The 25,791-nt window shown below is 70.8% G+C and carries 27 protein-coding genes; 20 read left to right on the top strand and 7 right to left on the bottom strand.

Annotated elements, in window-relative coordinates; translation table 11 throughout:
• Positions 1-9 precede the first annotated feature (9 nt).
• Both ABD437_RS28115 and ABD437_RS28110 read right to left on the bottom strand, forming a co-directional pair.
• Positions 10-576, bottom strand: a complete 567-nt coding sequence (locus tag ABD437_RS28115) for a hypothetical protein (RefSeq protein WP_344651949.1) — start codon at positions 574-576, stop codon at positions 10-12.
• Positions 577-687: 111 nt separating this feature from the next.
• Entirely contained in the window at positions 688-1,449 is a 762-nt protein-coding gene (locus ABD437_RS28110) for a MerR family transcriptional regulator (protein WP_344651948.1), read from the bottom strand.
• A gap of 99 nt (positions 1,450-1,548) precedes the next feature.
• Here ABD437_RS28110 and ABD437_RS28105 point away from each other — a divergent pair, with 99 nt between their 5' ends.
• From ABD437_RS28105 to ABD437_RS28095, 3 genes are all read left to right on the top strand, one after another.
• On the top strand, positions 1,549-3,366 hold the full coding sequence (locus ABD437_RS28105) for an FAD/NAD(P)-binding protein (RefSeq protein WP_344651947.1): 1,818 nt from the start codon (positions 1,549-1,551) through the stop codon (positions 3,364-3,366).
• A gap of 80 nt (positions 3,367-3,446) precedes the next feature.
• A complete protein-coding gene (locus ABD437_RS28100) occupies positions 3,447-3,839 on the top strand; it encodes a helix-turn-helix domain-containing protein (protein WP_344651946.1) in 393 nt (130 codons plus the stop codon).
• 45 nt (positions 3,840-3,884) lie between these two features.
• Positions 3,885-4,334: a hypothetical protein gene (locus tag ABD437_RS28095; RefSeq protein ID WP_344651945.1), complete on the top strand. Its 450-nt coding sequence runs from the start codon at positions 3,885-3,887 to the stop codon at positions 4,332-4,334.
• 16 nt (positions 4,335-4,350) lie between these two features.
• On the opposite strand, the gene ABD437_RS28090 is transcribed toward ABD437_RS28095, so the two are convergent.
• Together ABD437_RS28090 and ABD437_RS28085 are read right to left on the bottom strand one after the other, a co-directional pair.
• On the bottom strand, positions 4,351-4,959 hold the full coding sequence (locus tag ABD437_RS28090; RefSeq protein ID WP_344651944.1) for a TetR/AcrR family transcriptional regulator: 609 nt from the start codon (positions 4,957-4,959) through the stop codon (positions 4,351-4,353).
• Positions 4,956-6,167 carry an acyl-CoA dehydrogenase family protein gene (locus ABD437_RS28085; protein WP_344651943.1) on the bottom strand — a complete coding sequence of 404 codons (1,212 nt, stop codon included), beginning with the start codon at positions 6,165-6,167 and terminating at the stop codon, positions 4,956-4,958. The genes ABD437_RS28090 and ABD437_RS28085 overlap by 4 nt, the downstream gene beginning before the upstream one ends.
• Positions 6,168-6,248: 81 nt before the next feature.
• Between ABD437_RS28085 and ABD437_RS28080 the strand changes: the two genes are divergently transcribed.
• From ABD437_RS28080 to ABD437_RS28070, 3 genes are read left to right on the top strand one after another with little or no spacing between them, the layout of a single operon-like run.
• Positions 6,249-7,040, top strand: coding sequence for an SDR family oxidoreductase (locus tag ABD437_RS28080; RefSeq protein ID WP_344651942.1), 792 nt, complete (start codon positions 6,249-6,251; stop codon positions 7,038-7,040).
• 1 nt (position 7,041) lies between these two features.
• The gene (locus ABD437_RS28075; protein WP_344651941.1) at positions 7,042-8,001 is read left to right on the top strand and encodes a quinone oxidoreductase family protein; all 960 of its coding nucleotides are present in this window, start codon (positions 7,042-7,044) and stop codon (positions 7,999-8,001) included.
• 14 nt (positions 8,002-8,015) lie between these two features.
• Positions 8,016-8,777: an SDR family oxidoreductase gene (locus tag ABD437_RS28070; RefSeq protein WP_344651940.1), complete on the top strand. Its 762-nt coding sequence runs from the start codon at positions 8,016-8,018 to the stop codon at positions 8,775-8,777.
• A 905-nt stretch (positions 8,778-9,682) separates the two neighbouring features.
• On the opposite strand, the gene ABD437_RS28065 is transcribed toward ABD437_RS28070, so the two are convergent.
• Both ABD437_RS28065 and ABD437_RS28060 read right to left on the bottom strand, forming a co-directional pair.
• Positions 9,683-10,198 (bottom strand): GNAT family N-acetyltransferase, encoded by a 516-nt coding sequence (locus ABD437_RS28065; RefSeq protein WP_344651939.1) that lies wholly within the window; start codon positions 10,196-10,198, stop codon positions 9,683-9,685.
• A 24-nt stretch (positions 10,199-10,222) separates the two neighbouring features.
• On the bottom strand, positions 10,223-10,753 hold the full coding sequence (locus ABD437_RS28060) for an inorganic diphosphatase (protein ID WP_051569607.1): 531 nt from the start codon (positions 10,751-10,753) through the stop codon (positions 10,223-10,225).
• Between the two features lie 77 nt (positions 10,754-10,830).
• Here ABD437_RS28060 and dacB point away from each other — a divergent pair, with 77 nt between their 5' ends.
• From dacB to ABD437_RS27990, 14 genes are all read left to right on the top strand, one after another.
• Positions 10,831-12,231 (top strand): D-alanyl-D-alanine carboxypeptidase/D-alanyl-D-alanine endopeptidase, encoded by a 1,401-nt coding sequence (gene dacB / locus ABD437_RS28055; RefSeq protein ID WP_344651938.1) that lies wholly within the window; start codon positions 10,831-10,833, stop codon positions 12,229-12,231.
• Between the two features lie 40 nt (positions 12,232-12,271).
• Positions 12,272-13,357, top strand: coding sequence for a zinc-dependent metalloprotease (locus ABD437_RS28050; RefSeq protein ID WP_344651937.1), 1,086 nt, complete (start codon positions 12,272-12,274; stop codon positions 13,355-13,357).
• Between the two features lie 6 nt (positions 13,358-13,363).
• Positions 13,364-14,353: a tRNA lysidine(34) synthetase TilS gene (tilS, locus tag ABD437_RS28045; protein ID WP_344651936.1), complete on the top strand. Its 990-nt coding sequence runs from the start codon at positions 13,364-13,366 to the stop codon at positions 14,351-14,353.
• Complete coding sequence (gene hpt / locus ABD437_RS28040; protein ID WP_425558267.1) at positions 14,337-14,942, top strand: hypoxanthine phosphoribosyltransferase; 606 nt, start codon at positions 14,337-14,339, stop codon at positions 14,940-14,942. The genes tilS and hpt overlap by 17 nt, the downstream gene beginning before the upstream one ends.
• Positions 14,943-15,157: 215 nt before the next feature.
• On the top strand, positions 15,158-17,350 hold the full coding sequence (ftsH, locus tag ABD437_RS28035; protein ID WP_344651934.1) for an ATP-dependent zinc metalloprotease FtsH: 2,193 nt from the start codon (positions 15,158-15,160) through the stop codon (positions 17,348-17,350).
• Positions 17,351-17,376: 26 nt separating this feature from the next.
• The gene (gene folE, locus ABD437_RS28030; RefSeq protein WP_344651933.1) at positions 17,377-17,988 is read left to right on the top strand and encodes a GTP cyclohydrolase I FolE; all 612 of its coding nucleotides are present in this window, start codon (positions 17,377-17,379) and stop codon (positions 17,986-17,988) included.
• Between the two features lie 23 nt (positions 17,989-18,011).
• A complete protein-coding gene (gene folP / locus ABD437_RS28025) occupies positions 18,012-18,812 on the top strand; it encodes a dihydropteroate synthase (protein WP_344652224.1) in 801 nt (266 codons plus the stop codon).
• A complete protein-coding gene (folB, locus tag ABD437_RS28020; RefSeq protein WP_344651932.1) occupies positions 18,809-19,171 on the top strand; it encodes a dihydroneopterin aldolase in 363 nt (120 codons plus the stop codon). The genes folP and folB overlap by 4 nt, the downstream gene beginning before the upstream one ends.
• Positions 19,168-19,674, top strand: coding sequence for a 2-amino-4-hydroxy-6-hydroxymethyldihydropteridine diphosphokinase (gene folK, locus ABD437_RS28015; protein ID WP_344651931.1), 507 nt, complete (start codon positions 19,168-19,170; stop codon positions 19,672-19,674). The genes folB and folK overlap by 4 nt, the downstream gene beginning before the upstream one ends.
• 6 nt (positions 19,675-19,680) lie before the next feature.
• Entirely contained in the window at positions 19,681-20,175 is a 495-nt protein-coding gene (locus tag ABD437_RS28010) for a DUF3180 domain-containing protein (RefSeq protein WP_344651930.1), read from the top strand.
• A gap of 15 nt (positions 20,176-20,190) precedes the next feature.
• The gene (locus ABD437_RS28005; protein WP_344651929.1) at positions 20,191-20,475 is read left to right on the top strand and encodes a hypothetical protein; all 285 of its coding nucleotides are present in this window, start codon (positions 20,191-20,193) and stop codon (positions 20,473-20,475) included.
• Positions 20,476-20,541: 66 nt separating this feature from the next.
• On the top strand, positions 20,542-21,744 hold the full coding sequence (locus ABD437_RS28000; RefSeq protein ID WP_344651928.1) for an ABC transporter permease: 1,203 nt from the start codon (positions 20,542-20,544) through the stop codon (positions 21,742-21,744).
• Between the two features lie 92 nt (positions 21,745-21,836).
• Entirely contained in the window at positions 21,837-22,553 is a 717-nt protein-coding gene (locus ABD437_RS27995) for an ATP-binding cassette domain-containing protein (protein WP_344651927.1), read from the top strand.
• A 364-nt stretch (positions 22,554-22,917) separates the two neighbouring features.
• On the top strand, positions 22,918-24,693 hold the full coding sequence (locus tag ABD437_RS27990) for a hypothetical protein (RefSeq protein ID WP_344651926.1): 1,776 nt from the start codon (positions 22,918-22,920) through the stop codon (positions 24,691-24,693).
• Between the two features lies 1 nt (position 24,694).
• On the opposite strand, the gene ABD437_RS27985 is transcribed toward ABD437_RS27990, so the two are convergent.
• Positions 24,695-25,786, bottom strand: a complete 1,092-nt coding sequence (locus ABD437_RS27985) for an NADH-quinone oxidoreductase subunit D (protein WP_344652223.1) — start codon at positions 25,784-25,786, stop codon at positions 24,695-24,697.
• Between the last annotated feature and the right edge of the window lie 5 nt (positions 25,787-25,791).

Below are 25,791 nucleotides of genomic sequence, written 5' to 3'. Positions count from 1 at the left end.
GTGCGAGTGTCACCGACTCTGAATGCGATCCGGCAAATGAGCGCCGAGGTCGGTACCCGCCAACAGCTCGGCGGTCAGATAGGGCGGGGATCCCGAATACCACCCGAGGATCCAGTCCGCGTAGAGCCCGCCGCCCGAGTAGTACGGCTTCAACCCGAAGTCCGTCGGCACCAGACGGACGTTCGGCGGTTGCCCGGTGGTGACGTGGACGGCGTCGGCGTCGCAGGCCGGGACCCGGCGCGGCATGCTCTGCCCCGGTGTCCAGGTGATTTCCGTGGTGGCCGGTCCGTGCGCCGGGTTGAACAGGCACGGCGGCCGGCCGGTCGGGGCGACCAGGCGGCCGGCTTCGGCCATCGCCTCGGTGGCCCGGAACAGGTGCCGACCACCGGCGAAACCGGACGAGCCGAAGGCTTCGACGTGCTGCGCGGCCCGTAACAAGACGGTGTTCATCGGACCGGTCCCGGAGTGCACCCGTAACTGTTCGAGGTCGGCACGCAGCACGCTGTTGACGCGGAGCAGTTCGTTCCGGCTCGCCTCGGCGTCGGCTCGCAGAACCGCGTCGGCGACGCCGATCATGGCGTTGTCAACAAAGGAACCGCCACCAAAAATGCTCTTCCACCAAGCCACCACGCGCCCCTTCCGCCGCACATTCGACGCTAGGGGGCACGCGGTGGCTCTTCTGTCGGATTACTTACCGGCGCGAGTGGCGTTCGCGTGAATCGCGTCGCGGACATAGGCGGCGAGTCCTGGCGTTTCCGTGTCGTAGTGACGCGTGAAGCGCTCGTCCTCGACGTACATCGAGCCCAGACCGCGGTGGATGTCGTAGCCGCAGTCGTAGAACCACCGGGTGATGTGCATGCGGTGCGCCTCGGCCGCGTCCATCGCCTCCGGTGAATCGGCGGGAACGCCGGCCACGAACAGCCGCTGGAAATCCGCGAGATTTCCGGCCGCCTCGTCCTTGATCGCCAGCCAGTCGTCCTTCGTGTACCGGGCCGTCCGGCTCTGCGACTGCCGGTAGGCGTCGGTGTCGCCCCAGCGGTCACGCACCTCGTCCTCGTACTGAGTGGGGTCGTTCTCGCCGAACACCTCGAACATCTCCTGCGGGTTGAGCGAAACGCCCATTTTCCTCGCCTCCATCGTTTTCTCGACGGCGGCGACCATCTGTTGCAGCTCCTCGATCTTTCCGGTCAGCAGTTCGTGCTGCCGCCGGAGATGATCGATCGGATCCACCGAGCTGTCGTCCAGGATCGCCGCGATCTCCTCCAGTCCGAACCCGAGTTGGCGGTAGGCGAGGACGCGTTGGAGTCGCTCCAGGTCGGTGTACGAGTACCGGCGGTAACCGGTATTCGTGCGCTCGCTGGGTACGAGGAGCCCGATCTCGTCGTAGTGGTGCAGGGTCCGCACCGTGACACCGGCTTCCTTGGCGACCTGTCCTACCGACCAACTCATGACAAGGACGCTAAGGACTCACGCCACGTGAGGGTCAAGCGCCGATCTGGCCGATCGCGGAAATTCCTGCCTACTATCCAGGTAGGAGAAGGGGGCCCAATGGCCAAACGACTCGTCGTGGTCGGCGCCGGCCCCGGCGCGACCGGTCTGCTCGAACGTCTCGTCGCCAGCGCACCTGACTTCCTCGACGAGACGCTCCTGATCACGTTCGTCGACCCGCATCCGCCGGGCGCGGGCCGGGTCTGGCGCGCCGATCAGTCGCCGCTGCTGCTGATGAACTCGATGGCCGAGGACGTCACGATGTTCCCCGACGAGACCGTGCTGGTGGAGGGTCCGCTCGCGCCCGGCCCGGCGCTGCACGAGTGGGCCGACGAGACCGGCACGCCCGACGTCGGCGGCCGCTCGTTCGTGAGCCGCACCGTGCAGAGCGGCTACCTCTCCTGGGTGTTCGAGCGCATCCGCGCGTCCGCGCCCGACCGCATCCGCATCGAGGTGCGGCCGGACCGCGCGACCCGGGTGGAGGACGGCCCGCACGGTCAGATCGTCCACCTCGCGAGCGGCGCACTCCTGGACGCGGACGTCGTCGTGCTCGCCCTCGGCCACCTCGACGCCGAACCGACCGGCGAGTCCGCCCGGCTCGCCACCTACGCCGACGAGCACGGGCTCACGTACATCCCACCCGCCTACACCGCCGACCTGGACCTCAGCGCTTTGAAGCCGGGTCAGGACGTCCTGGTGCGCGGCATCGGCCTGGCCTTCGTCGACCTGGTCGTTCTTCTCACCGAGGGGCGCGGCGGCCGGTACGAGAACGGCAGTTACCTGCCCTCGGGTGACGAGCCGCGAATTCACGTCGGCTCCGGACGGGGCGTTCCCTACCACGCCAAAACCGGCTACCGCCTCGTCGGGCCGCCGCCGCCGTTGCCGACACACTTCGGCCCGGAACAGATCGACGCGCTGCCCGACGGTCCGTTGGAGTTCCGCCGTGACGTCTGGCCGCTGATCGCCAAGGAGATCGGCTGGGGCTACTACCACGAGCTGTTCGTCGGCCACCCCGAGCGCACCACGCTCCGGTGGGACCACTTTGCCGCCGCCTACTCGGACGTGCCCTGGTACAGCGACGCACGCGTCGACCTGGTGGCTTCGGCCGTACCGGCCGAGGAGGACCGGCTCGACCTCGACCGGCTCGACCACCCGTTCAAAGACACCACTTTCGCCGACGACGACGCCGTGCAGGCCGCCTTACGGGGGTACATCGAGGCCGACGTCGCGCGCCGGAACGACGAGGCCTACAGCGCCGACCTGGGCGCCTTCCTCGCGCTGCTCTCGATCTACGGGCAGCTGCCCCGGGTGCTGGCCCACAAGCAGCTGACCGGGCGCAGCCAGGTCGACGAGCTCGACGGCTGGTGGCACGGGTTCTTCAGTTTCCTGGCCAGTGGGCCGCCCGCGTTCCGCCTCGATCAGCTGCTCGCGCTCTCCCGCGCGGGCGTGGTGCGCTTTCTCGGCCCGGAGGTCCGGTTCGACGGCGTCGACGGGCGGTTCCGGGCCTGTTCCCCGGCCGTGCCCGGGACGACCTGGGCCGACGCCCTGGTCGAGGCCAGGCTGCCGAGGCCGACGGTCGCCGCCACCGCCGACGAGTTGCTGCGTGATCTGCTGGCGACCGGCCAGGGCGTCGAGGAGGTCGTCGACACCGTCTCCACCGGGCGCCTGCGGACGAACCGGAGCTTCCAGGTCGTCGACGAACACGGCCGCGAGCACCCGCGTCGGTTCGCGCTCGGCTGGTACACCAGCACGCGCGGTGCGGCCGCGTTCGCCCGGCCCCGCACGAACGCCGCGCCGTTCCGGATGGCCGACCACGCCGCCCGCGCCGTGCTGTCCGCGCTGCGGCCGGGTGTGGGCAGCGCCACGGAGGAGTGCTAGCGGAAGTGCTTGCTACTAGCTAGCACTCGACCTAGGCTTGGTCACGTCGGAGAGGATCGAGCCGGTGAGGGGGCGAGGTCATGACTTCGCTCAAGTCACCGCAGGACGCGGTCCGCTCGCTCGGCGAGTTCATTCGTGAGCAGCGGAGCGGATCGCAGATCTCGCTCCGGCAGCTGGCGAAACAGGCCGGCATCAGCAACCCGTACCTCAGCCAGATCGAGCGCGGGCTCCGCAAGCCGTCGGCCGAGATCCTGCAGCAGATCGCGAAAGCGCTGCGGATCTCCGCGGAAACCCTGTACGTCCACGCGGGGCTGCTCGAAAGCCCCGACGGGGTGCGCACCGACGCGGCCCCCGGTCCGGCGGCGTCCGCGATCGAGGCGGATGAGTACCTCACCGACCGGCAGAAGCAAATCCTGCTCGAGATCTACCACTCGTTCCGGCGCGAGAACGAAGCCAGCGCGCCGCCTGCCTGAGCGCAGCTGCCTGCCCGGAACATTCCTTCCAGGGGAGAATTCGTCATGGCTACTGCCAAGACCCAGACCACCAAGACCGGCAACACCGTCGAGGCCACCGGCGACGTGAAGTTCGTCCTCCCGGACGCCAAGCGCGGCCTGTACAGCGCGGTCGGTGCCGCCGACTACGCCGTGGCCCAGCTCCGCGCCCTCCCGCGTTACCAGGGCGCGGTCGTCGAGGCACTCCGTAGCCAGGTGGCGGACCTGCAGAAGCTGCCGCAGCACCTGCGTTCGCAGCTCGTCGACCTGCAGGGCAAGGTCAACGAGACCTACGGCGAGTTCGCCGACCGCGGCGAGAAGCTCGTCTCCGGCATCCGCAAGGACCCGGCCACCCAGGCCGCCGTCGAGCAGACCAAGACCGCCAAGTCGCAGGTCAAGGCCGCTCGTACCTCGGTGAAGAAGGCGGCGGCCGGCACCGGTGCCGCCACCGAGAAGGCCGGCGACAAGATCGGCTGAGCCATGGCCGGCGGGATCAGGGCAGGCGCTCGCCTGCCCTGATCCGTTCCAGCCCGAGCCAGAGGAACTCCACGGCCATCGTCTCGGCCCGCTCACGCGGCACCTCGGGATGATCGAGCCACCACGAGATCAGCGACATCAACCCGCCGGTGACGATCGGCGCGAACAGCGTCACCACCGGCTCCGCCGCGGCCAGCCGCGTCGGGTTGTTCCGCCGGTTCAACAGCATCAGGTCGACGATGATCGCGCCCAGGTCGTCGCGGACGCCCTGTAGTTCGTCGCCGACCTCCGGCTTGTCGAAGTGCCTGATCATCACCGCCCACGCGCTGGGCTGATCGGTCGCGAAGTCGAACAGCGTCCGCACCAGCACGCGCATGCGGTCCAGCCCGGGGTCACCGGGTTTCGTGACCTCGTGCAGCTGGGCCGACAAGCCCTCCACGATCGACGTCGTGACGGCCGCGAACAGCTCCTCTTTCGACTCGAAGTGCTGATAGAGCAGCGCTTTCGAGACGCCGGCCGCGGCGGCGACGTGTTCCATCTGGGTCAGATGAAATCCGCGCCGCCCGAACTCGTCGAGCGCGACCGACCGGAGCTGTTCCCGGCGATTCGCCGCGGTGAGCCTCATTTACCCAGGTAGGGGGCCAGCTCGGTACGCGCGACCGACATGACGTGCACCTCGTCGGGGCCGTCGGCCAGGCGTAGCGTCCGCAGGCCGGCGTACGCCCGGGCCAGCGGGAAGTCGCTGCTGACGCCACCGCCGCCGTGCACCTGGATCGCTTTGTCGAGCACCGCGACCGCCATCTGCGGCACCACGACCTTGATCGCGGCGACCTCGGTACGGGCGGCCTGGAAGCCCTTCTTGTCGATCAGCCACGCGGTCTTGAGCGTGAGCAGCCGGGCCTGCTCGATCGCCATCCGCGATTCGGCGATCCACTGCTGCACGACACCCTGCCGGGCCAGTTCCTTGCCGAACGCGACCCGCGAGACGGCGCGGCGGCACATGGCGTCCAGAGCGCGTTCGGCCATTCCGATCGCGCGCATGCAGTGGTGGATCCGGCCCGGGCCCAGACGTTTCTGGGCCAGCGCGAACGCGCCGTTCTCCTCGCCGAGCAGGTTCGTCACCGGCACCCGCACGTCGGTCAGCCTGATCTCGCAGTGCCCGTGCTGGTCGTGGTAGCCGAAGACGGACAGGTCGCGGACGACCTCCAAGCCGGGGGAGTCCATCGGCACCAGGATCATCGACTGCTGGGCGTACGTCGGCCCGTCCGGGTCGGTCTTGCCCATCAGGATCATGACCTTGCAGCGCGGGTCGGCGGCGCCGCTGGTCCACCACTTGCGACCGTTGATCACGTAGTCGTCGCCGTCACGGACGACGCTCGTGCTGATGTTCCGCGCGTCGGAGCTGGCGACGTCGGGCTCGGTCATCCCGAAGCAGCTGCGGATCTCGCCGTCGAGCAGGGGCTCGAGCCACTGCTTCTTCTGCTCGTCGGTGCCGAACAGGTGGAGCAGCTCCATGTTGCCGGTGTCGGGAGCGGCGCAGTTGATCGCTTCCGGGGCCAGCTGCGGCGAGCGCCCGGTGATCTCGGCCAGCGGTGCGTAGTCCAGCTGGGTGAGGCCGGAGACGTCGGGCAGGAACAGGTTCCACAGCCCGCGCGCACGTGCTTCCTGCTTCAGGTCCAGGACGATCGGCGGCACCTGGTGGGGTTGGCCGGCGGCGATCAGCTCTTCGCGCTGGGTTTCGTAGACGGGCTCGGCCGGGTGGACGTGCGAGTCCATGAACTCGGTCAGGCGGTCGATGTACTCCTGCGCTTTGGGGCTGTGTTCGAAATCCATCGGATGCTCCCCTCGAAGTGCTCCCTAAAGTAACCGACGAGTCAGTAAGTTAACTAGGGACGCCGACCGATGGAGGTACGAATGGCTAAGGCAGCCTGGGTGACCGGTGGAGCGAGCGGCATCGGTGCCGCCGTCTCGCGGCGGCTCGCCTCACAGGGGTACCGGGTGCTGGTCACCGACGTCGACGAGTCCGGCGGGTCCGCCGTCGCGTCGGAGATCGGCGGCATCTTCAAACGCTGCGACGTGACCTCGCCGGCGGACAGCCTCGACGCCGTCGCCGCGGCCACCGAGGCCTTCGGCGGCCTCGACCTGGCGTTCCTCAACGCCGGTGTCGCGACCGGGTTCGCGCTCGAGGAGGGCTTCACGCCCGAGGCGTACCGGCGGGTGATGTCGATAAATCTCGACGGTGTCGTGTACGGCGTGCACGCCGCGCTCCCGGCGCTGAAGGCGCGCGGCGGCGGGAACATCGTCGCGACCGCGAGCCTGGCGGGCCTCACCGCGGTGCCGTTCGACCCCATCTACGGCGCCAACAAGGCCGCCGTGGTCGGGCTCGTGCGCGCGCTCGGCCCGGTCTACGCCAACGACAACATCCGGGTGAACGCGCTCTGCCCGTCGTTCGCCGAGACCGCGATCATCGCCAACGTGCGTGACTCGCTGATCGGGGCGGGCGTGCCGCTACTCGAGGTCTCGGACGTCGTCGCCGCGTTCGATTCGATCCTGGCCGGCGAAGGCACCGGCGAGGCCTGGTACGTGCAGGTGGGGCGCCCCGCGGAGCCGTTCGCGTTCCGCAACGTGCCCGGGCCGCGCACGCCGGCCGGCGACAAAGCGCCGTCCGCGGACGCGTCGGTGCAGACGAGCTTGGGAGAGGCCTGACATGCGCGCAATCCAGATCACGTCGTTCGGCGGCCCCGAAGTACTGGTGCCGACCGAGCTGCCCGACCCGGTCGCGTCGGGGTCCGCCCAGGTGCTCGACGTCTCCCGGGCCGGGGTGAACTACGCCGACACCCACCAGGCCGAGAACTCCTACCTGGCCGCGTCGTCGTTGCCGCTGGTGCCCGGAGCCGAGGTCGTCGGGCGGCTCTCCGACGGACGGCGGGTCGTGTCGCTGCTCGCCGGCGGCGGCGGGTACGCCGAGAAGGCGCTGATCGAGCCGGGTCTCTCGTTCGACGTGCCGGACGACATCGACGACACCACCGCGCTGGCGATGGTGGTGCAGGGCGCCTCGGCATGGCTGCTGCTGCGGCGTTCGGCCGTGCTGAACCCCGGCGAGTCGGTCGTGGTGCACGCGGCGGCCGGCGGCGTCGGGTCGCTGGCCGTGCAGCTGGCCAAGGCGTGGGGTGCCGGACGCGTGATCGCCACCGCCTCCAGCGAGGAGAAGCGCGAGCTGGCCCGGTCGCTGGGCGCCGACGTGGCGATCGACTCCCGCGCCGAGGACATGACCACGGCGCTGCGCGAGGCCAACGGCGGCAAGCGCGTCGACGTCGTGCTGGACATGACCGGCGGGCGGGTCACCGACCAGAGCCTCCGTGCGCTGGCGCCGTTCGGCCGACTGGCCTTCTACGGCATGGCCAGCCGGGAGCAGCCCAGCCCGATCGAGCTGCGCAACCTGCTCGGCCACTCCACGACCGTGGCCGGCATGTGGCTCGCGCACGCGTTCCTGCTGCCCGGCGACGTACTGCGGCCGGCGATCGCCGAGCTGTTCGAGATGGTCACGAAGGGCACGTTGCGCGCCGTCCCCGGCGGCGAGTTCGCCCTCTCCGAGGCGCGGAAGGCCCACGAGGCCCTGCGTTCACGCAACACCGTCGGCAAGCTCGTTCTCGATCCCTCGCGTTGATTGGAGCTCTCTACGTGGACATCAACCTGGAAGGGCGCGTGGCCGTCGTCACCGGCGCCTCCCGCGGCATCGGTGCCGCGATCGCCAAGACCTACGTCGACGCCGGGGCGAAGGTCGTGATCACGGCACGCAAGCCCGAGGGGTTGGAGAAGGCGGCGGCCGAGATCGGCGCACCCGAGTCGGTGCACGCGATCGCCGCGCACGCCGGCAAGGAGGAGGACGCCGAGCGTGTCGTCCGCGAGACCGTGGAGCGGTTCGGGCGGCTCGACGTGCTGGTCAACAACGCGGCGACGAACCCGTACATGGGGCCGGTCATCGACGCTTCGCTGCCCGCGTGGGACAAGACGTTCGAGGTGAATCTCCGCGGCCCGCTGATCTGGACGCAGGCCGCGTACCGGGGCTGGATGAAGGAGCACGGCGGCTCGGTCATCAACATCTCGAGCATCGACGGGCTGCGGCCGGGTGGGCCGCTCGCGATCTACGGCGTCACGAAGTCGGCGCTGGTGTTCCTGTCGCAGCAGCTGGCCACCGAGGTGGGGCCGAACGTCCGGGTCAACGTGCTGGCGCCCGGCCTGGTGAAGACGGACTTCGCGCGGGCGCTCTGGGAGGGCGCCGGGGATGACGCCAAGTACCCGTGGCCGCTGCAGCGTCTCGGCCAGCCCACGGACATCGCGAACGCCGCGCTGTTCCTGGCCAGCGACGCCAGCTCCTGGACCACGGGTGCGGTGCTGGTCGTCGACGGAGGTGGCACTTTGGGCGGCCCGTTCAGGGCGTGACCCTAAGCGGTCTCGCTCGGGCGGGCTATAGCGCGCCCGAACGGGACCGCTTCGATGGCGCTTGGTCGCGGCCCGGAACGGAACCGGTCCTGGGCGGCGTGTCCTAGCTCGTCGGAACGGGAGTGGGCCCCGAACGGCGTGCCCTAGCTCGCTGGAACGGGACCGCTTCGATGGCGCCTGGTCGCGGCCGGAACGGAATCGGTCCCTGGGCGGCGTGTCCATGCCCGCCGAAACGGGACCGGTCCCTGGGCGGAGTGTCCAGGCCTGATGGGACGGGGCCGCCTCGATGGCGCTTGGTCGCGGCCGGAACCGAATCGGTCCCTGGGCGGCGTGTCCATGCCCGCCGAAACGGGACCGGTCCCTGGGCGGCGTGTCCAGGCCTGCTGGGACGGGGCCGCTTCGATGGCGCTTGGTCGCGGCCGGAACCGAATCGGTCCCTGGGCGGCGTGTCCATGCCCGCCGAAACGGGACCGGTCCCTGGGCGGAGTGTCCAGGCCTGATGGGACGGGGCCGCTTCGATGGCGCTTGGTCGCGGCCGGAACCGAATCGGTCCCTGGGCGGCGCGTCCATGCCCGCCGAAACGGGACCGGTCCCCGAACGGCGTGCCCAAGCCTGCTGGAACGGGACCGCTTCGATGGCGCTCGGTCGCGGCCCGAAACGGAACCGGACCCGGGCGGCGTGCCCTAGCTCGTCGAAACGGGACCGGTCCTTGGGCGGCGCGTCCAAGCCTGTCGAACGGGAGCGGTCCCGGAACGGCGTGCCCTAGCTCGTCGAAACGGGACCGGCCCCCGGGCGGCGCGTCCAAGCCCGCCGAAACGGGAGCGGTCCCCGAACGGCGCGCCCTAGCTCGCCGAAACGGGACCGGTCCCCGAACGGCGTGCCCTAGCCCGCCGAAACGGGACCGCTCAAGCGTCGGCGCGTAGCGGGCGGCGCATGGCGCAGCGAGGGGACAGGTCGTCCAGGCCCATCGCGATCTCGTGGTCGCGGGCCTCGCGCAGGCCGGGGGTCAGGTCGGCCTCGTCGAGCTCGACAAAACCGTACCGCCGGTAGAACGGGCCGTTCCACGGGATGTCCCGGAACGTCGTCAGCGTGACCGCGGGATACCCACCGCGCCTGGCCCAGCCGATCACCGCGGCGAGCAGGCCGCGCCCGTGGCCCCGGCGCCCGTACGCCGCGTCCACCGATAACTGCGACAGGTGCGCCGCGCCGTCCACGGCGTCGACCGCCGCGAAGCCGACCGGCGCACCCGACGGGCCCGGAACCACCAGGACGACCGCGCATTTGCGCAGCTCGTCGGCGGAGACGTAGTCGGCGGGCATCGTGATGCCCGCCTCGGTGAAGGGCGCCTCGGAGGCCTTCTCGACCTCCGCGAGGCCCGCCAGTTCGTCGTCCCCGGCCGGTCGTACAGCGTCGAAAGTCACCGGGGCATCATCCCCTAAGCGCGGTTACTCCGACGGCGGGTGCTCGTCACCGGTGCCGGTGAACGCGTCGTGGCCGGCGTCGGCAGCGCGCTTGCGGGACAGTTCGATCTCGCGCTCGGCCTCGGCCCGGCCCACCCACTGCGCACCCTCGACGGACTTACCGGGCTCGAGGTCCTTGTACACCGTGAAGAAGTGCTGGATCTCCAGCCGGTCGAACTCCGGCAGGTGGTGGATGTCGCGCAGGTGCTCCTGGCGCGGGTCGTTCGCGTGGACGCAGAGGACCTTGTCGTCCGGGCCCTTCTCGTCCTTCATCCGGAACATGCCGATCGCGCGGGCGCGGATCAGGCAGCCGGGGAACGTCGGCTCCTGCAGCAGGACCAGCGCGTCCAGCGGGTCGCCGTCCTGGCCGAGCGTCTCCTCGATGAACCCGTAGTCAGCGGGGTACTGCGTCGCCGTGAAGAGAATCCGGTCCAGACGGATGCGCCCGGTCTCGTGGTCGACCTCGTACTTGTTTCGCTGACCCTTAGGGATCTCGATCGTGACGTCGAACTCCACGGGCTGGACTCCTCACCGCTTCGGGCACTGATTGCGACTAGTGTCTCGCAGGTCGGGAACCAGTACCTGGGGAGGATATGCAGATCGGCCGCCACTCTGTGCTGTGGCTCACCCTCTGCTGGGTCCTCGCCGCCGTGCTGGTGACAGACCTGTTGTGGTTCGCGCGCGGTGGCGCGAGCGAGGTGAACAGTGGGCGCGACGGAGTACTCGTACCCGCCGTCGCCGCTGGACCGGTGTTCACCGATCCACCAGCGGTTTTGACCCCGGACGACGACTCCGCGGAGCCACCTACCGAGGCCGGACTCACCACTGCGCTGTCCGCCCTGCTCACGGACTCCCGGCTCGGGTCCAGCGTAGCCGTGTCGGTGCGTGACGCGGAAAACGGGACCACGCTGTTCAGCAGAAATGCCGACACACCGGTCACTCCGGCCTCGACGACCAAGACCGTCACTGCGGCCGGGGTGCTGCTGGCCTACGGTCCGGCGCACCGGCTGACTACGAAAGTGGTCAAGGGCGCTACGGAGGGTGAGATCGTGATCGTCGGCGGCGGCGATCCGACGCTCGCGTTCGGCGAGAAGATGAGTTACCCAGGGTCAGCACGGCTCGACGTGCTCGCGAAGGACGTCAAGGCCGCGCTCAACGGAGCACCGGTCACCAGGATCGTCGTCGACAGCACGCTGTTCAGCGGGCCCACCGAGGGGCCCGGCTGGGACGACGACATCATCTCGGGCAACTACTCGGCCCACGTGAACGCGCTCACCGCGAACGGCGCGCGGGTCGAACCGACCCCCGACCACGAGGGAGCGCGCACCCTCACCCCGGACCTGTTCGTCGGCCAGCGCTTCGCCGGCCTGCTCGGCGCCGGGGACGCCGAGGTCGTCCAGGGGACGGCCCCCGACGGCGCCGAGGCGGTCGCCGAACTGCAGTCGCCGCCGCTCTCGCACATCGTCGACGCGATGCTGACCGAGTCCGACAACGTGATCGCCGAGGCGATGCTGCGTCTGACCGCCGTGAAGAAGGGCCTCCCGGCGACGTTCGACGGCGGCACCCAGGCGCGCAAGGCCGTGCTCGACGAGGCCGGCATCGACACGGCCGGGTACGGCCTGCGTGACGGCAGCGGGCTCTCCCGGCTCAACCGCCTCACCCCCAACCTGCTGACGTCGCTGCTGGCCAAGGCCGTCGGCGCCGGGCACCCGCAGTTGCGGACGCTGCTGGCGGGGCTACCGGTCGCGTCCTACAGCGGCACGCTCGCCGACCGGTTCGGGGGCAGTTCGGCCACGGCGGGCGTCGGCATCGTCAGGGCCAAGACCGGAACGCTCTCCGGGGTGAGTTCGCTGGCCGGGATGACGGTCACGGTCGAGGGCCGGATCCTGACGTTCGCCGCGGTGGCGAACGGTGTTCCGAGTGGCGGCACGGACAGCGCCGAGGCCGCGCTGGACCAGATCGCCGCGACCCTGGCCAAGTGTGGGTGCAAGTGACCGTTGGGCGGTACGTGCGAATCACCCGTACCGTGAAGAGATGACGCAGATGGTGGACTGGGAACTGGCGGTCACCACCGCCGCGACGCTGACCGGTGGTGGCCCGCGGGTGAGCGTCACCGAAGCGGCCGACGTGGTGCTCGAGCTACGCCGCTTGACCGACGTCGCCGAGCGGCACGTCGCGGCCTACACCGGGCTGTCCGCGCAGGTCGAGCACCCGCCGGTGCGCGTCGTCGACCGCACCGACTGGGTCCGGTCGAACGTCGAGGGCCTGCAGGTCGTGATGGACCCGGTGATCGAGAAGCTCCAGTCCGCGTCGCCGTCGAAGCCGTCGGCGTTCGGGCCGGTCGGCACCGCGGTGAAGGTCGTCGGGCAGAAGGCCACCGGCGTCCAGGTCGGCACCATCCTCGGGTTCTTCTCCAGCAAGGTGCTCGGCCAGTACGAGGTCTTCTCCGGCGCGCCGGGCCATCTGCTGCTGGTCGCGCCGAACGTGGTCGAGATCGAGCGCAAGCTCGGCGTCGACCCGACCGACTTCCGCCTCTGGGTGTGCCTGCACGAGGTGACCCACCGCACCCAGTTCACCGCCGTCCCGTGGCTGCGTGACCACTTCCTCTCCGAGGTCAGCGCGTTCGTCGACGCCACCGACCTCGACCCGGACGCGCTCGCGGACCGCGTCCGCAACGGCATCTCGGCGCTCGCCGACGCGGTGCGCAACCCCGACTCGAAGGCGTCCGTGCTCGACCTGGTGCAGACGCCGGCGCAGCGCGCCGTCGTCGACCGCCTCACCGCGCTGATGACGCTGGTCGAGGGGCACGCCGAGTTCGTGATGGACGGCGTCGGGCCGGACGTGGTGCCGACCGTGGAGAGCATCCGGGCCCGGTTCAACCAGCGCCGCGCGGCCCGCAACCCGCTCGACAAGCTGGTCCGGCGCCTGCTCGGCATCGAGGTCAAGATGCGCCAGTACGCCGAGGGCCGGAAGTTCGTCGCCGAGGTGGTCGAGCGGGTCGGCATGGGTGGGTTCAACCTGATCTGGACGTCGCCGGAGACGCTGCCGCGTTCGTCGGAGATCGCCGACCCGGACGCCTGGGTCGCGCGGGTGGTCGGGCCGACCGTCTCCCCGAACTAGGTCGCCGTGGTCGGGCCACCGCCGGCGGTCGCGGCCGTCCGGGTGGCGGTCCGGGCCGCGCTGCGCGACCTGCCGACCGGCTCGTTGGTACTGGTCGCGTGCTCGGGTGGCCCCGACTCGGTCGCGCTGGCCGCGGCCACGGCGTTCGAGGCGCCGCGGGCGGGCCGGTCGGCCGGGCTGGTGACGGTCGACCACGCGCTGCAGCCCGGCTCGGCGGAGCGTGCGGCCGAGGTCGCGACCTGGGGCACGAAGCTGGGGCTGGAGCCGTCGGTGGCGGTGCGGGTGTCGGTCGGCACCGGTGGCGGCCCGGAGGCCGCGGCCCGGCACGCCCGGTACGCGGCGCTCGACGCCGCGGCCGCCGCGCACGGAGCGGCCGCGGTACTGCTCGGCCACACCGCCGACGACCAGGCCGAGACCGTGCTGCTCGGGCTCGCCCGCGGGTCCGGGGCCCGGTCGGCGGCCGGCATGGCGCCGGTCCGGGGCGTCTACCGCCGTCCGCTGCTCGGTCTGCCGCGTGCGCTGGTGCACGAGGCCGTCGAGGAGCACCCGGTCTGGCACGACCCGCACAACGTGGATCCCGCCTACGCCCGGTCGCGGGTGCGTGCGTTGCTGCCCGCGCTCGAGGAGGCGGCCGGCGGGGGTCTGCTGGCCGGTCTCGCGCGCAGCGCCACCCTGTTGCGCGCGGACGCCGACCTGCTCGACGACCTGGCCGCCGACCTGCTCGACCGGGCGACGGTGCCGGACCCGGCCGGGGGCGTCCACCGCGTGCTCGACGCGCGAATCCTGGCCGCCGCCCACCCGGCCCTGCGCGGCCGGGTGCTGCACCGGTGGGCGTTGGAACTGGGCGTTCCGGCCGGTTCGCTGGCGTCGGCGCACGTCGACGCCGTGGACGCACTGGTCACCCGCTGGCGTGGGCAAGGGCCCGTGCACCTGCCCACCGGTATCCGGATCGCCCGGGTGCGGGGTGCCCTGCGCCGGGATGACCGCCTTCCGTAGGCTGCGGAACGTGACGAGCCCAGAGTCAGACGGCCCGTACGCGGCCGACATCGAGCGGGTGGTCGTCTCGGCCGCCGACATCCAGGAAAAAATCGCCGAGCTGGCCCGGAAGGTCGAGGCGGACTACCAGGCCGACGCCGACAGCCCGCTGCTGCTGGTCGGCGTGCTCAAGGGTGCGTTCGTGTTCATGGCCGACTTCGCCCGCGAGCTACGGCACCCGGCCGAGGTCGAGTTCATGGCCGTGTCCTCGTACGGATCCTCGACCACGTCCTCCGGCGTGGTGCGCATCCTCAAGGACCTGGACCGCGACATCGCCGGACGCCACGTCCTCGTCGTCGAGGACATCATCGACTCCGGGCTGACGCTGTCCTGGCTGCTGCGCAACCTGGCCAGCCGGAACCCGGCCTCGGTGCGGGTGGTCGCGCTGCTGCGCAAACCCGACGCGGTCAAGGTGCCGGTGGAGGTGGCCCACGTCGGATTCGACATCCCGAACGAATTCGTCGTCGGCTATGGCCTCGACTACGACGAGCGGTACCGCGGATTGCCTTTTGTCGGAGTATTGAAGCCGGAGGTTTACGGCGCTGCCTGACCGGACACGGGAACGGTCACCAGGGTTCACCCGTTGTCTCGGAGGCGGCTACCAGCCACCTGCACCGCCGGTGGGTGCGGAGTACGCTTCTCGAACCGGGTGACCAACAAGTATTACGCCCGTCGAACCACCTGAAGTGCACACCGACACGCGCCTAATAGCCTGAGAATCGGGAGGGGCCGGGACTCTGCTTTTCGGAGCACCCCGCACGCAGCATGGAACGTACCCGCTTCATCCGCAGGCCCCTGGTCTGGATCATCCTGATGATCCTGGTCGCGCTCCTGTTGGGCTCACTGTTCACCGGTGACGGCGACTACAAGAAGGTCGACACCTCCGTCGCTCTGGCACAGGTGCGCGAGGGCAACTACAACAAAGCGCAGCTCCAGGACAAGGAACAGATCCTTCGCCTGGAACTCAAAAACGACTACCGCGGCGACAAGAAGATCGAAGCGTCGTTCCCGTCGCAGTCCGCTGACGACGTGTTCTCGCTTCTCTCGGAGAAGTCCGAGGCCAACGGTGGACCGGCGTTCGACACGAAGGTCACCCAGGAGTCGATCTTCGTCACGCTGCTGATCACCGTGCTTCCGATCCTGGTGGTCGTCGTCCTGCTCTTCCTCTTCATGAGTCAGATGCAGGGTGGCGGCAGCCGGGTCATGAACTTCGGCAAGTCGAAAGCCAAGCTGGTCAGCAAGGACACCCCGAAAACGACGTTCGCCGACGTCGCCGGGGCGGACGAGGCGATCGAGGAACTCCACGAGATCAAGGAGTTCCTGCAGAACCCGGCCAAGTTCCAGGCGATCGGCGCGAAGATCCCGAAGGGCGTCCTGCTCTACGGCCCGCCCGGTACCGGTAAGACGCTGCTCGCCCGGGCCGTCGCCGGTGAGGCCGGGGTGCCGTTCTACTCGATCTCCGGTTCCGACTTCGTCGAGATGTTCGTGGGTGTCGGTGCCAGCCGCGTCCGCGACCTGTTCGAGCAGGCCAAGCAGAACGCTCCGGCGATCATCTTCGTCGACGAGATCGACGCGGTCGGCCGCCACCGCGGCGCCGGCCTCGGCGGTGGCCACGACGAGCGCGAGCAGACGCTGAACCAGATGCTCGTCGAGATGGACGGCTTCGACGTCAAGGGCGGCATCATCATGATCGCCGCGACGAACCGGCCCGACATCCTCGACCCCGCGCTGCTGCGTCCCGGCCGGTTCGACCGGCAGATCGCGGTCGACCGCCCCGACCTGGAGGGCCGCAAGGCCGTCCTGCGGGTGCACGCCAAGGGCAAGCCGTTCTCGCCCGACGTCGACCTGGACACGATCGCCCGCCGCACGCCGGGCTTCACCGGCGCCGACCTGGCGAACGTGATCAACGAGGCCGCGCTGCTGACCGCCAGGCAGGACAAGAAGGCGATCACCAACGAGTACCTCGAAGAGGCGATCGACCGGGTGATCGCCGGTCCGGAGCGCAAGACCAGGGCGATGAGCGCCAAGGAGCTCAAGGTCACCGCCTACCACGAGGGCGGTCACGCGCTCGTGGCCTGGGCGTTGCCCCACTCCGCGCCGGTGCACAAGCTGACGATCGTGCCGCGTGGCCGCTCGCTGGGCCACACGCTGATCCTGCCGACCGAGGACAAGTACACCCAGACGCGGTCGGAGATGATCGACACGCTGGCGTACGCGCTCGGCGGCCGGGCCGCGGAGGAGCTCGTCTACCACGAGCCCACCACCGGGGCCGGCAACGACATCGAGAAGGCCACCGGCATGGCCCGCGCGATGGTCACCGAGTACGGCATGAGCGCCAAGCTCGGCGCGATCAAGTACGGCACCAGCGACTCCGAGCCGTTCCTCGGCCGGGACATGGGTCACCAGCGTGACTACTCCGACTCGATCGCCGCGGAGATCGACGGCGAGGTCCGCGCTCTGATCGAGCTCGCCCACGACGAGGCGTACGAGATCCTGAGCGAGTACCGCGACGTTCTCGACGCGATGGTGCTCGAGCTCCTGGAGAAGGAGACGCTGAGCAAGGACGACATGGCCCGGATCTGCGCGCGGGTGCAGAAGCGGCCGCCGATGTCGCCGTTCAACGGGTTCGGCAAGCGGGCGCCGAGCGACAAACCGCCGGTCATGACGGCCGCCGAGGTGGCCGAGCTGCAGAAGAAGGCCGCCGACGAGGCGACCGCGCGGCTGGCCAACGGCTCGAACGGCCTGCGGGCCAACGGTGGTGCGCACGCGGCTCCGGACGACGAGCCCGGGGTGACGATCAGCCCCGGTAGCGACGCGTCGGTGCCGGCACCGGGCGACCCGCTCACCGACCCGCTGCCTCCGCAGAGCGACACGCTCGGCGGCCCGCAGCAGCCGGGTCAGCCCGGCTGGCCGGGCACGGGCCACTCCGGCCCGTCGGGGGCGGGAGACCTGCGCTGAGCACGGAAGCGGTCGCGTCGGACGCGTTGACGCCCGCTGGTGAAGGTGGCACGTCGGCGGCGGACGCCGTCGACCTGCCGCGGATCCAGCGGGCCGTCCGGGAGATCCTCACCGCGGTCGGGGAAGACCCCGACCGCGAGGGTCTCCGGGAGACGCCGGCCCGGGTCGCGCGCGCGTACGCGGAGATCTTCTCCGGTCTGCGCGTCGACCCGTCGACGCTGCTCACGACCGTCTTCGAGGAAGACCACGAGGAGCTCGTCCTGGTCAAGGACATCGAGCTCTACTCGACCTGCGAGCACCACCTGGTGCCGTTCCACGGTGTCGCGCACGTGGGATACATCCCGGGTGAGGACGGCCGGATCACCGGGCTGTCGAAGCTCGCCCGGCTGGTCGAGGCGTACGCCCGGCGTCCGCAGGTGCAGGAGCGGCTGACGTCGCAGATCGCCGACACGCTGATGGCCAAGCTCGATCCGCGCGGGGTCATCGTCGTGGTCGAGTGCGAGCACCTGTGCATGTCGATGCGTGGCATCCGCAAGCCCGGTGCCCGCACGGTCACGTCGGCGGTACGCGGCTGGTTCCAGCGTTCCCAGGCCGCCCGGGCCGAGGCGATGAGCCTGATCCTCGGATCAGGTCGGTGAACGTACCCGACCGTTGCCGGGTGATGGGCGTCCTCAACGTGACGCCCGACTCGTTCTCCGACGGTGGGCGTTACGAGAACCTCGACGCCGCTGTGTCGCACGCGCTCGAACTGGTCGGCCAGGGTGCCGACTACGTCGACGTCGGCGGTGAGTCCACCCGGCCCGGAGCCGAGCGGGTCGACGCCGACGTCGAGATCGAACGGGTCGTGCCGGTGATCCGCGAGCTCGCTTCGGCGGGCGTCGCGGTCAGCATCGACACGACCCGCGCCGCCGTCGCGGAAGCCTCGTTGAAGGCCGGTGCGACGGTCGTCAACGACGTCTCCGGTGGGCTGGCCGACGCCCGGATGGGCGCGGTCGTCGCCGACGCCGGCTGCCCGTGGATCCTCATGCACTGGCGTGGTCACAGCCGCCGGATGCAGTCGCTGGCCCAGTACGACGACGTCGTCACCGAGGTTCGGGACGAGCTGTCGGCGCGGGTCGACGCGGCGCTCGCGGCCGGGGTCTCGTCCGACGCGCTGATCCTGGATCCCGGGCTCGGGTTCGCGAAGACCGGCGTGCACAACTGGGAGCTGCTGGCCCGCCTGGACGTGCTGCAGGCGCTCGGCTTCCCGGTGCTGGTCGGGGCGAGCCGGAAGTCGTTCCTGGGCCGCCTGCTCGCCGACGACGAGGGCAAGCCCCGGTCGGTGGACGAGCGGGAGGACGCCACGCTGGCGATCACCGTGCTCGCCGCGCAGGCCGGCGCCTGGGGTGTGCGTGTGCACGGGGTCCGGGCGAGCGTCGACGCGATCGCGGTGCTGGAGGCGTACCGGAGGGCCCGCGGGTGACCACCGACCGGATCGTGCTGACCGGGCTCACGGTCACCGGCTACCACGGCGTCTTCGACTTCGAGCGCCGCGAGGGCCAGCCCTTCGTCGTCGACGTCGTCCTCGAGCTCGACACACGCACGGCCGCCGAGACCGACGACGTCACCGACACCGTGCACTACGGCGAGCTGGCGCAGAAGCTGGCCGCGGTGGTGGCGGGCGAGCCGGTGAACCTGCTGGAGAAGCTGGTGGCCCGGCTCGCCGACGTGTGCCTGGACGACGCCAGGGTGAGCGCCGCCGAGGTCACCGTGCACAAGCCGAAAGCGCCGATCCCGCTGGAGTTCGGCGACGTCGCCGTGACGATCCGGCGGTCCCGATGACCCGCGTGGTGCTCTCGATCGGGTCCAACCTGGGCGATCGGCTGGCGAACCTGGCCGGTGTCGTCGCCGCGTTGCCCGGCGCGAGCGTCTCACCGGTTTACGAAACCGATCCCTGGGGACCGGTGCCCCAGGATGATTACTTGAACGCCATCGTGGTGGCCGACGACGCCGGGCGCGACGCGGCCGGCTGGCTGTCCTTCGTCCGGGAGGCCGAGCAGGCCGCCGGTCGGGTGCGTGACGTGCGATGGGGCCCGCGAACGCTCGACGTGGACGTCGTGCAGGTGCACGACGACCACGGCGAACCCGTGCTCTCGGCGGACCCGTCGTTGACGTTGCCGCACCCGCTGGCGTCCCAGCGGGCCTTCGTCCTGGTGCCCTGGCTCGCGGTCGAACCCGACGCGGTGCTCGCCGGGCGCGGCCCGGTGCGTGAGCTCGTCGACGCACTGCCGGAAGATGAACGGGGCACTGTCCGCCGCCGCGATGACCTGAGCCTGGAGAGGTGAATCGGAGTGACTCCGCCCCCCAGCCCGCCGACGCCGACCCCGCGGTTGACCCCGACGCGACCCGGCAGCCTGGCGTTGGTCGTGCTGGTCGCATGCGTGGCGGCGTGGGCGCTGGCCAATCGGTTCTACGGCGACCTGCCGATGTTCACCTGGTTCCCGGCGCTGACGCTGGCCCTCCTGGCGATCTTCGAACTGATCGCGGCGCGGGCCACCAGGGCCCGGATCGATCGCCAGGAGGGCGCGGGCCCGGTCGAGCCGCTGGCAGTTGCGCGGTTCGCCGCGCTGGCCAAGGCGTCCTCGCTCGGCGGTGCGCTGTTCGTCGGCCTCTACGCCGGTCTGCTGCTGTTCCTGCTCAGTGAGCGGGAGCGCCTGGCCGCCGCCGCTGACGACGTGCCGGAGTGCACCGGTGGGCTGATCGCCGCCGTGCTGCTGGTCGGCGCGGCCCTCTGGCTGGAGCGGTGCTGCCGCATCCCGGATCCACCTGACGACGAAGAGTCCTGATCGAAGGATGTATCGATGAGCGATCTGGCCACCCTGGACGCGCTGTCCACCGAGGAGCTGCGTGAGCGCGCGTTCTCCCGGGCGCGCAAGCGCGGGGACGTCGGCTTCTTCTGGGACCTGATCCAGCGTCTGCCCAGCGCACGGGAGACCGAGTCGAACGACGAGAGCCTCGGGACGCTCGGCAGCACGATCGAGGAGGCCGTCGGTCTCTGGCGGGAGCTGACCGGTCACCAGTACGGCGACTCCGAGCCGCTGATCCGCGCCGCGTTCATCGACTATCTCCTCGAACACCCGGAATAGGAGACTCCGTCTACCCTCGGGGACGACGGGGGTCGGGGCGCAGTACTGCGACCGAGGAGGTAGACGGTGCGTAAGCAGCACGAGGACGATCCGGGGATCGACGACCGCGACGGCGGAACGCTGACGCTGCCCGGCCAGCACGAGGAAGCGCCGGACTACGACTTCCGCGTGGCCAACTCGGACACTCCGACCGAGATGCTGGGTGGCAACACGCCGCCGTACGGGGTTCCGGTCGTCCCGGACGTGCCGGAGCCGCCCGCGCCGCCGTACGAGCCGCCGGCCCCGCCGACGTTCGCCGGGCCGGCCGCGCCGGAACCCCCGGTGCGGGATCGGCTCTGGCCGCACCTGATCTGGGAAATCGTGCTGGCGGCCGCGGTGATCACCGAGGTGCTGCTCGTCCTGGCCCAGGACGACCAGGTCTTCCGCGGCGACGCCGGGCCCGCCCTGATGCTGTGGGTCGCCACCGCGATCCTGCTCGGCAGCGCGGCGGCGCTCTCGTTGCGCGGCGGGATGCCGAACGTCGCGATCGGAGCGATCGCGATCGCGGCCGGTGCCGACTACGCCTGGCTGGTGGGCGCCGAGGGCCACCCGTTCGGTGAGGCGCTGGCGATGGCGTTGGCCGGCGGAGCGCTCGCCGGTCTGGTCATCGCGCTGATCAGCACCACGTTCGGCGTCCCGAGCTGGGCGGTGAGCCTCGGGGTGGCCGGTGTGCTCTCCGGGGTCGTTCCCGCGCTCGTCGGCTACGACGCCCGCCCGGTCGGCGGCGAGACGCCGGACGTCCACGTGTCGGCCGAGTGGTGGCTGATCGGCGCGGCCGGGATCTCGGTGCTCGGTGGTCTGCTGCTCGCGCTGCCGTCGTTCCGGCGGTTCGTCGGCCGGTCCCGCCCGACCGGCGACCCGGCGAAGCGGGCCGGGTTCGTGGCGTCGATCGCGGCCGCCGGCGCGCTGGCCGGGTCGGGTGCGCTGGCCGCGTCGGCCGGGCTGCTCGACGCGGCGACCCGGGGCACCAGCGCCGGTGGTTACACCGGGATGGCCGAGCTGGCGATGGTGGGCTTCAGCGTCGCGCTGCTCGGCGGCGTGAGCGCGCACGGCCGCCGCGGCGGGATCTTCGGTGTCGTACTGGCCGCGACGCTGCTCGGGCTGGTGCGCCTGCACCTCGACCTGGTCGGTGCGGACAAGTGGCTCGGCGCCGTGATCTCGGGTGCCGCGATCATTCTCGGGCTGGTCGTGACCCGGGTGATGGAGCGTCTGGGACGGCGTCCGGTTTGACCCCGAGTGGTAACCGGAACATGTCTTGCAAGTGATGTGACGGTTACCACATACTCGGCAGCTGACGGTTCGTCGCCTCCGAGGGGGACCGGATGCCTGTGACGTCATCTTCCCTAGTTCTTCAGTTATCCGGTGTCCGGACGCGTGCCGGTCGAGCGGGCTCGCTCGACGACCTGTCGCTCGGCGTCGAGCCGGGACAGGTCGTCGCGGTCGTGGGGGGAGCGGGCTCGACGCTCTTCGACACCGTCTGCGGCTTCGAGCGCCCGGAAGCCGGCGAGATCACCTGGCGGGGCTCGGCGCTGCGCCCGCGTCCGCACCGCCTGACGACGCTGGGCGGGCTGGCCCGGACACTGCAGGGCGTCGGGCTCTACGGCGGGCTGACGGTGCTGGAGAACGTCCTCGTCGGCGCGGCCGGGGTGCCGCCGGTCGCCGCCGTGCCGGCCGGACGGCACGGTGGAATGGGCGTGGCGCTGCTCGGCGGGGCCCAGCTCCGGCTGCGCGGCGAGGAACTGCGCCGGCTCGCCCGCGACGTGCTGACCCGGCTCGGTGCGGGGGACCACCTCGACGCGGAGCTGGCGGCCGTCCCGGTGTCGCTGCACCTGCGGGTGGTGCTGGCCCGTGCGTTGCTCGTCGCCCCCGAACTGCTCGTCCTCGACGACCCGACCGCCGGCCTCGAGGCCGGCGAGGCGGCGGCGCTGGCCGAGCTGCTCCGGCCCGAACCGGGGTCGGACCGCGCGGTTCTGGTCACCACCGGCGACACGGAATTCGCCGCGCTGGCCGCCGATCGGGTCGTGTCGCTGGGCGGTTGAGGCCGGCGTGGCGACGGTCACTAAAACCGTCGTCGACCCCGGGACGTCCTGCTGAATTACGCGGAAGTTAACCGCGAAGGGGGAATTATTAATCACGCATAGTGAGGTTTACGGTCGTCGGCGGCACACCGTTGTGGGTTGATCGGGTTACCGTGGCGTTGTGAATCCGCAGAGTGCACGCTCTTCGGAGCCGGTCGGACCGGCTGCGGACGGTGCCCCCTCGTCGACCGACGAGGCAAAGTCGGGCGAACCGTCCGGTGTGGACGCCAACGCTTCCGACAAGAAGGACGAACCGGCACCCCAGCCCCCTTCCGAATCGCCCAGAACTCGGACGGCGGGCGAGCGACTCGCTAACCTCGATCACATGCCGCCGCCTCATCTACCGCCCCCGGAGCGTGGGGAGAGCGAAAGCGCACCCTCCACCCCGGGATTCCGCCGACACGTCGGCAAGCTGTTCTGGGTCGGCGTGGCCATCGCTCCGCTCGCGGCGTTGCTCCTGGTTCTCGGCAGCGGCGTCGGCCCGCTGCGTGCGGCCGCGGTGCTCGCGGTGTTCTCCGTCGTCATCATCGGTCTGAGCGTCGTGCTCCGCGACGACGCCGCGATGGTCAAGGACGACGTCGAAGAGCAGTTGCGTACCGAGGTCAACCAGTTGCGCAACGACATCGACTCGCTGCGTCGTGGCGTGGAGGTCTCGGTCCACCGCGAGCTCGAGCGTGTGCACCGCGAGCTGGAGGCCACCCGGCGCGACAGCGTGCTGCGGGCGGAGTCCACGCGGCTCAATCGCTTAACCGGTGCCTTACCGGCCGGTGAGGACGACTACCCGGTCGACGCCCGCGGCCGCGGCGACCGTCCGATGCGGGCGATCGCCGCCGGCGGCGAGATGCCGTCGCCCGAACCGGGCTACGACTGGTTCGGCGGCAGCGACGACACCGGCGCCGGTCAGCGGCAGGAACCGGTCCGCTACGGGGCGGGCACGTACGGCAGCGCCCGCCCGTCCGACACCGGTGACAACCCCGGCAACTGGCCCCGCCGGCCCGCGGAGGCCGAGCCCGCCGCCTCGGGGCGCCGCTCGAGCGGCACCGAGTACGGCAGCTCCGACCGCGGCAGCACCGATCACGGCGGCACCACGTACGGCGGCACCGACCACGGCGGCGCCCGCACCGACCACGGCGGCGCCCGCACCGACCACGGCGGCGCCCGCAGCGAGTACGGCGGCACCGAGTACGGGCGTCGCCGCCCCGAGGCGGACGAGGGCGCCGGTCGGTACCAGTCGTACCAGGCGAGCACCTACGGCGGCGACGCACCGAGCGAGCCGCGCAGCGGTGGCCGGCGCCGGGCCCCGGAAGAGGACTCCGCCGGGTACGAGATGATCGACTACGACGACGCCCCGCCGGCGTACACGCCGCAGCGCATCGACGCCGGCGTCTACGGTTCGCGTACGACCGACGACCGGGCGAAGGACAACTCCGGCGAACACGGCACGATCGACTACGCCGAGTTCTGGGACCGTTCGGGCAACTCCGCCGAGGGAGCCCGCACCGAGTCGAACCGGCGCGAGGCACCCCGTCGGGACGCCGAGCCGGCCCGCGGCGCCGATCCGCGCAACGCCGACCCCCGGGACGCCGACCCACGGTCCGAGAACTCGCGGGACACCGATCGGAGCTCGGCGAGCGAGTGGTCCTCGTGGCGCGACAACACGAACAGCTGGGACTCCGGGAGCTACGGCTGGGACACCGGCTCGCAGCGCTTCAACCGGGAGGATCCCCAGGTGATCACCGGCGCCATCACCGGTGACGTCTTCGACGTGCCGTACAGCGTCGGCGGCCAGGCCCTTTCCGAACCGGCGTTCGGGTCCGGCAACGGGTTCGGCGCCGGCACGGGCTTCGGCTCGGGCAACGGGTTCGGTGCCCAGCAGCGCTGGGATGAGTTGCCCGACGTCGCGCCCGCGCCCGAGTGGCAGTCGTCGTCGCCGCGCTCCGGGCCCAACTCGACGGTCGCCGAGCCGTCGGCGGAGTTCGAGCTGCCGAGCCTCGAGCACCTTCCGCAGGCTCCGTCCGGCGGTTCCGACGACAACGCCGCCGGACGACGGGCCCGGCACGCGTCGATCGACGAGGACAGCGGGCGTTACCGGTCCTGGTGACCTACTTGTCGACGTCGCCGACGACGAAGAACATCGAGCCGAGGATCGCCACCAGGTCGGGCAGCAGCGTGCCCGGCAGCAGCGTCGCCAGCGCCTGGACGTTCGCGTAGGACGCGGTGCGCAGCTTCAGCCGCCACGGCGTCTTCTCGCCGCGCGAGACCAGGTAGTAGCCGTTGATGCCGAGCGGGTTCTCGGTCCACGCGTAGGTGTGGCCCTCGGGCGCGCGCACGACCTTCGGCAGCCGGACGTTGACCGGCCCGCCGACCGTGCTCAGCCGGTCCAGGCAGGCGTCGGCGAGGTTGAGCGAGACGTGCACCTGGTCGAGCAGGATCTCGAAGCGCGCGTGGCAGTCACCGGCGGTGCGGGTGACCACGTCGAGGACGTCGGTGAGCTCGCCGTAGGCCAGGTACGGCTCGTCGCGACGCAGGTCGAAGTCGAGCCCGGACGCGCGGGCGACCGGACCGCTGGCCCCGTACGCGGCGGCCACGTCGGGCGCGAGGACACCGATGCCCACCGTGCGCGCGAGGAAGATGTCGTTGGTCCGGATGATCTTCTCGAGGTCGACCATTCGGCGGCGGACGTCCGCGACGGCCTGGCGGGCCCGGGTGGTCCAGCCGGCCGGGACCTCCTCCTTGACGCCACCGACCCGGTTGAACATGTAGTGCATGCGGCCGCCGGAGGCCTCCTCCATCACCGCCTGCAGCGTCTCGCGCTCGCGGAACGCGTAGAACATCGGCGTGATCGCGCCGATCTCCAGCGGGTACGAGCCGAGGAACATCAGGTGGTTGAGCACGCGGTTGAGCTCGGCCAGTAACGTCCGCAGCCAGGTGGCCCGCTCGGGCACCTCGATGCCCATCATCCGTTCGACGGCCAGCGCCACGCCGAGTTCGTTCGAGAACGCCGACAGCCAGTCGTGCCGGTTGGCCAGCATCAGGATCTGCCGGTAGTCGCGCACCTCGAACAGCTTCTCAGCACCGCGGTGCATGTAGCCGATGATCGGCTCGGCCGAGATCACGCGCTCGCCGTCCACCACCAGGCGCAGCCGCAGGACGCCGTGCGTGGAGGGATGCTGGGGGCCGATGTTGAGCACCATGTCGG

Source organism: Cryptosporangium japonicum (genome assembly GCF_039524755.1).
In the GTDB taxonomy this organism is placed as follows: Bacteria; Actinomycetota; Actinomycetes; order Mycobacteriales; family Cryptosporangiaceae; genus Cryptosporangium; species Cryptosporangium japonicum.
Note: the sequence above shows the minus strand (reverse complement) of the source record. Positions and strands in the feature narration are given on the sequence as shown.

Excerpts from the sequence above, each read along its gene's own strand:
- ABD437_RS28115 (WP_344651949.1), bottom strand. The coding sequence starts at position 576 with ATGATCGGCGTCGCCGACGCGGTTCTGCGAGCCGACGCCGAGGCGAGC.
- ABD437_RS28110 (WP_344651948.1), bottom strand. The coding sequence starts at position 1,449 with ATGAGTTGGTCGGTAGGACAGGTCGCCAAGGAAGCCGGTGTCACGGTG.
- ABD437_RS28105 (WP_344651947.1), top strand. The coding sequence starts at position 1,549 with ATGGCCAAACGACTCGTCGTGGTCGGCGCCGGCCCCGGCGCGACCGGT.
- ABD437_RS28100 (WP_344651946.1), top strand. The coding sequence starts at position 3,447 with ATGACTTCGCTCAAGTCACCGCAGGACGCGGTCCGCTCGCTCGGCGAG.
- ABD437_RS28095 (WP_344651945.1), top strand. The coding sequence starts at position 3,885 with ATGGCTACTGCCAAGACCCAGACCACCAAGACCGGCAACACCGTCGAG.
- ABD437_RS28090 (WP_344651944.1), bottom strand. The coding sequence starts at position 4,959 with ATGAGGCTCACCGCGGCGAATCGCCGGGAACAGCTCCGGTCGGTCGCG.
- ABD437_RS28085 (WP_344651943.1), bottom strand. The coding sequence starts at position 6,167 with ATGGATTTCGAACACAGCCCCAAAGCGCAGGAGTACATCGACCGCCTG.
- ABD437_RS28080 (WP_344651942.1), top strand. The coding sequence starts at position 6,249 with ATGGCTAAGGCAGCCTGGGTGACCGGTGGAGCGAGCGGCATCGGTGCC.
- ABD437_RS28075 (WP_344651941.1), top strand. The coding sequence starts at position 7,042 with ATGCGCGCAATCCAGATCACGTCGTTCGGCGGCCCCGAAGTACTGGTG.
- dacB (WP_344651938.1), top strand. The coding sequence starts at position 10,831 with ATGCAGATCGGCCGCCACTCTGTGCTGTGGCTCACCCTCTGCTGGGTC.
- ABD437_RS28050 (WP_344651937.1), top strand. The coding sequence starts at position 12,272 with ATGACGCAGATGGTGGACTGGGAACTGGCGGTCACCACCGCCGCGACG.
- hpt (WP_425558267.1), top strand. The coding sequence starts at position 14,337 with ATGACCGCCTTCCGTAGGCTGCGGAACGTGACGAGCCCAGAGTCAGAC.
- ftsH (WP_344651934.1), top strand. The coding sequence starts at position 15,158 with ATGGAACGTACCCGCTTCATCCGCAGGCCCCTGGTCTGGATCATCCTG.
- folP (WP_344652224.1), top strand. The coding sequence starts at position 18,012 with ATGGGCGTCCTCAACGTGACGCCCGACTCGTTCTCCGACGGTGGGCGT.
- folK (WP_344651931.1), top strand. The coding sequence starts at position 19,168 with ATGACCCGCGTGGTGCTCTCGATCGGGTCCAACCTGGGCGATCGGCTG.
- ABD437_RS28005 (WP_344651929.1), top strand. The coding sequence starts at position 20,191 with ATGAGCGATCTGGCCACCCTGGACGCGCTGTCCACCGAGGAGCTGCGT.
- ABD437_RS27995 (WP_344651927.1), top strand. The coding sequence starts at position 21,837 with ATGCCTGTGACGTCATCTTCCCTAGTTCTTCAGTTATCCGGTGTCCGG.
- ABD437_RS27990 (WP_344651926.1), top strand. The coding sequence starts at position 22,918 with ATGCCGCCGCCTCATCTACCGCCCCCGGAGCGTGGGGAGAGCGAAAGC.
- ABD437_RS27985 (WP_344652223.1), bottom strand. The coding sequence starts at position 25,786 with ATGGTGCTCAACATCGGCCCCCAGCATCCCTCCACGCACGGCGTCCTG.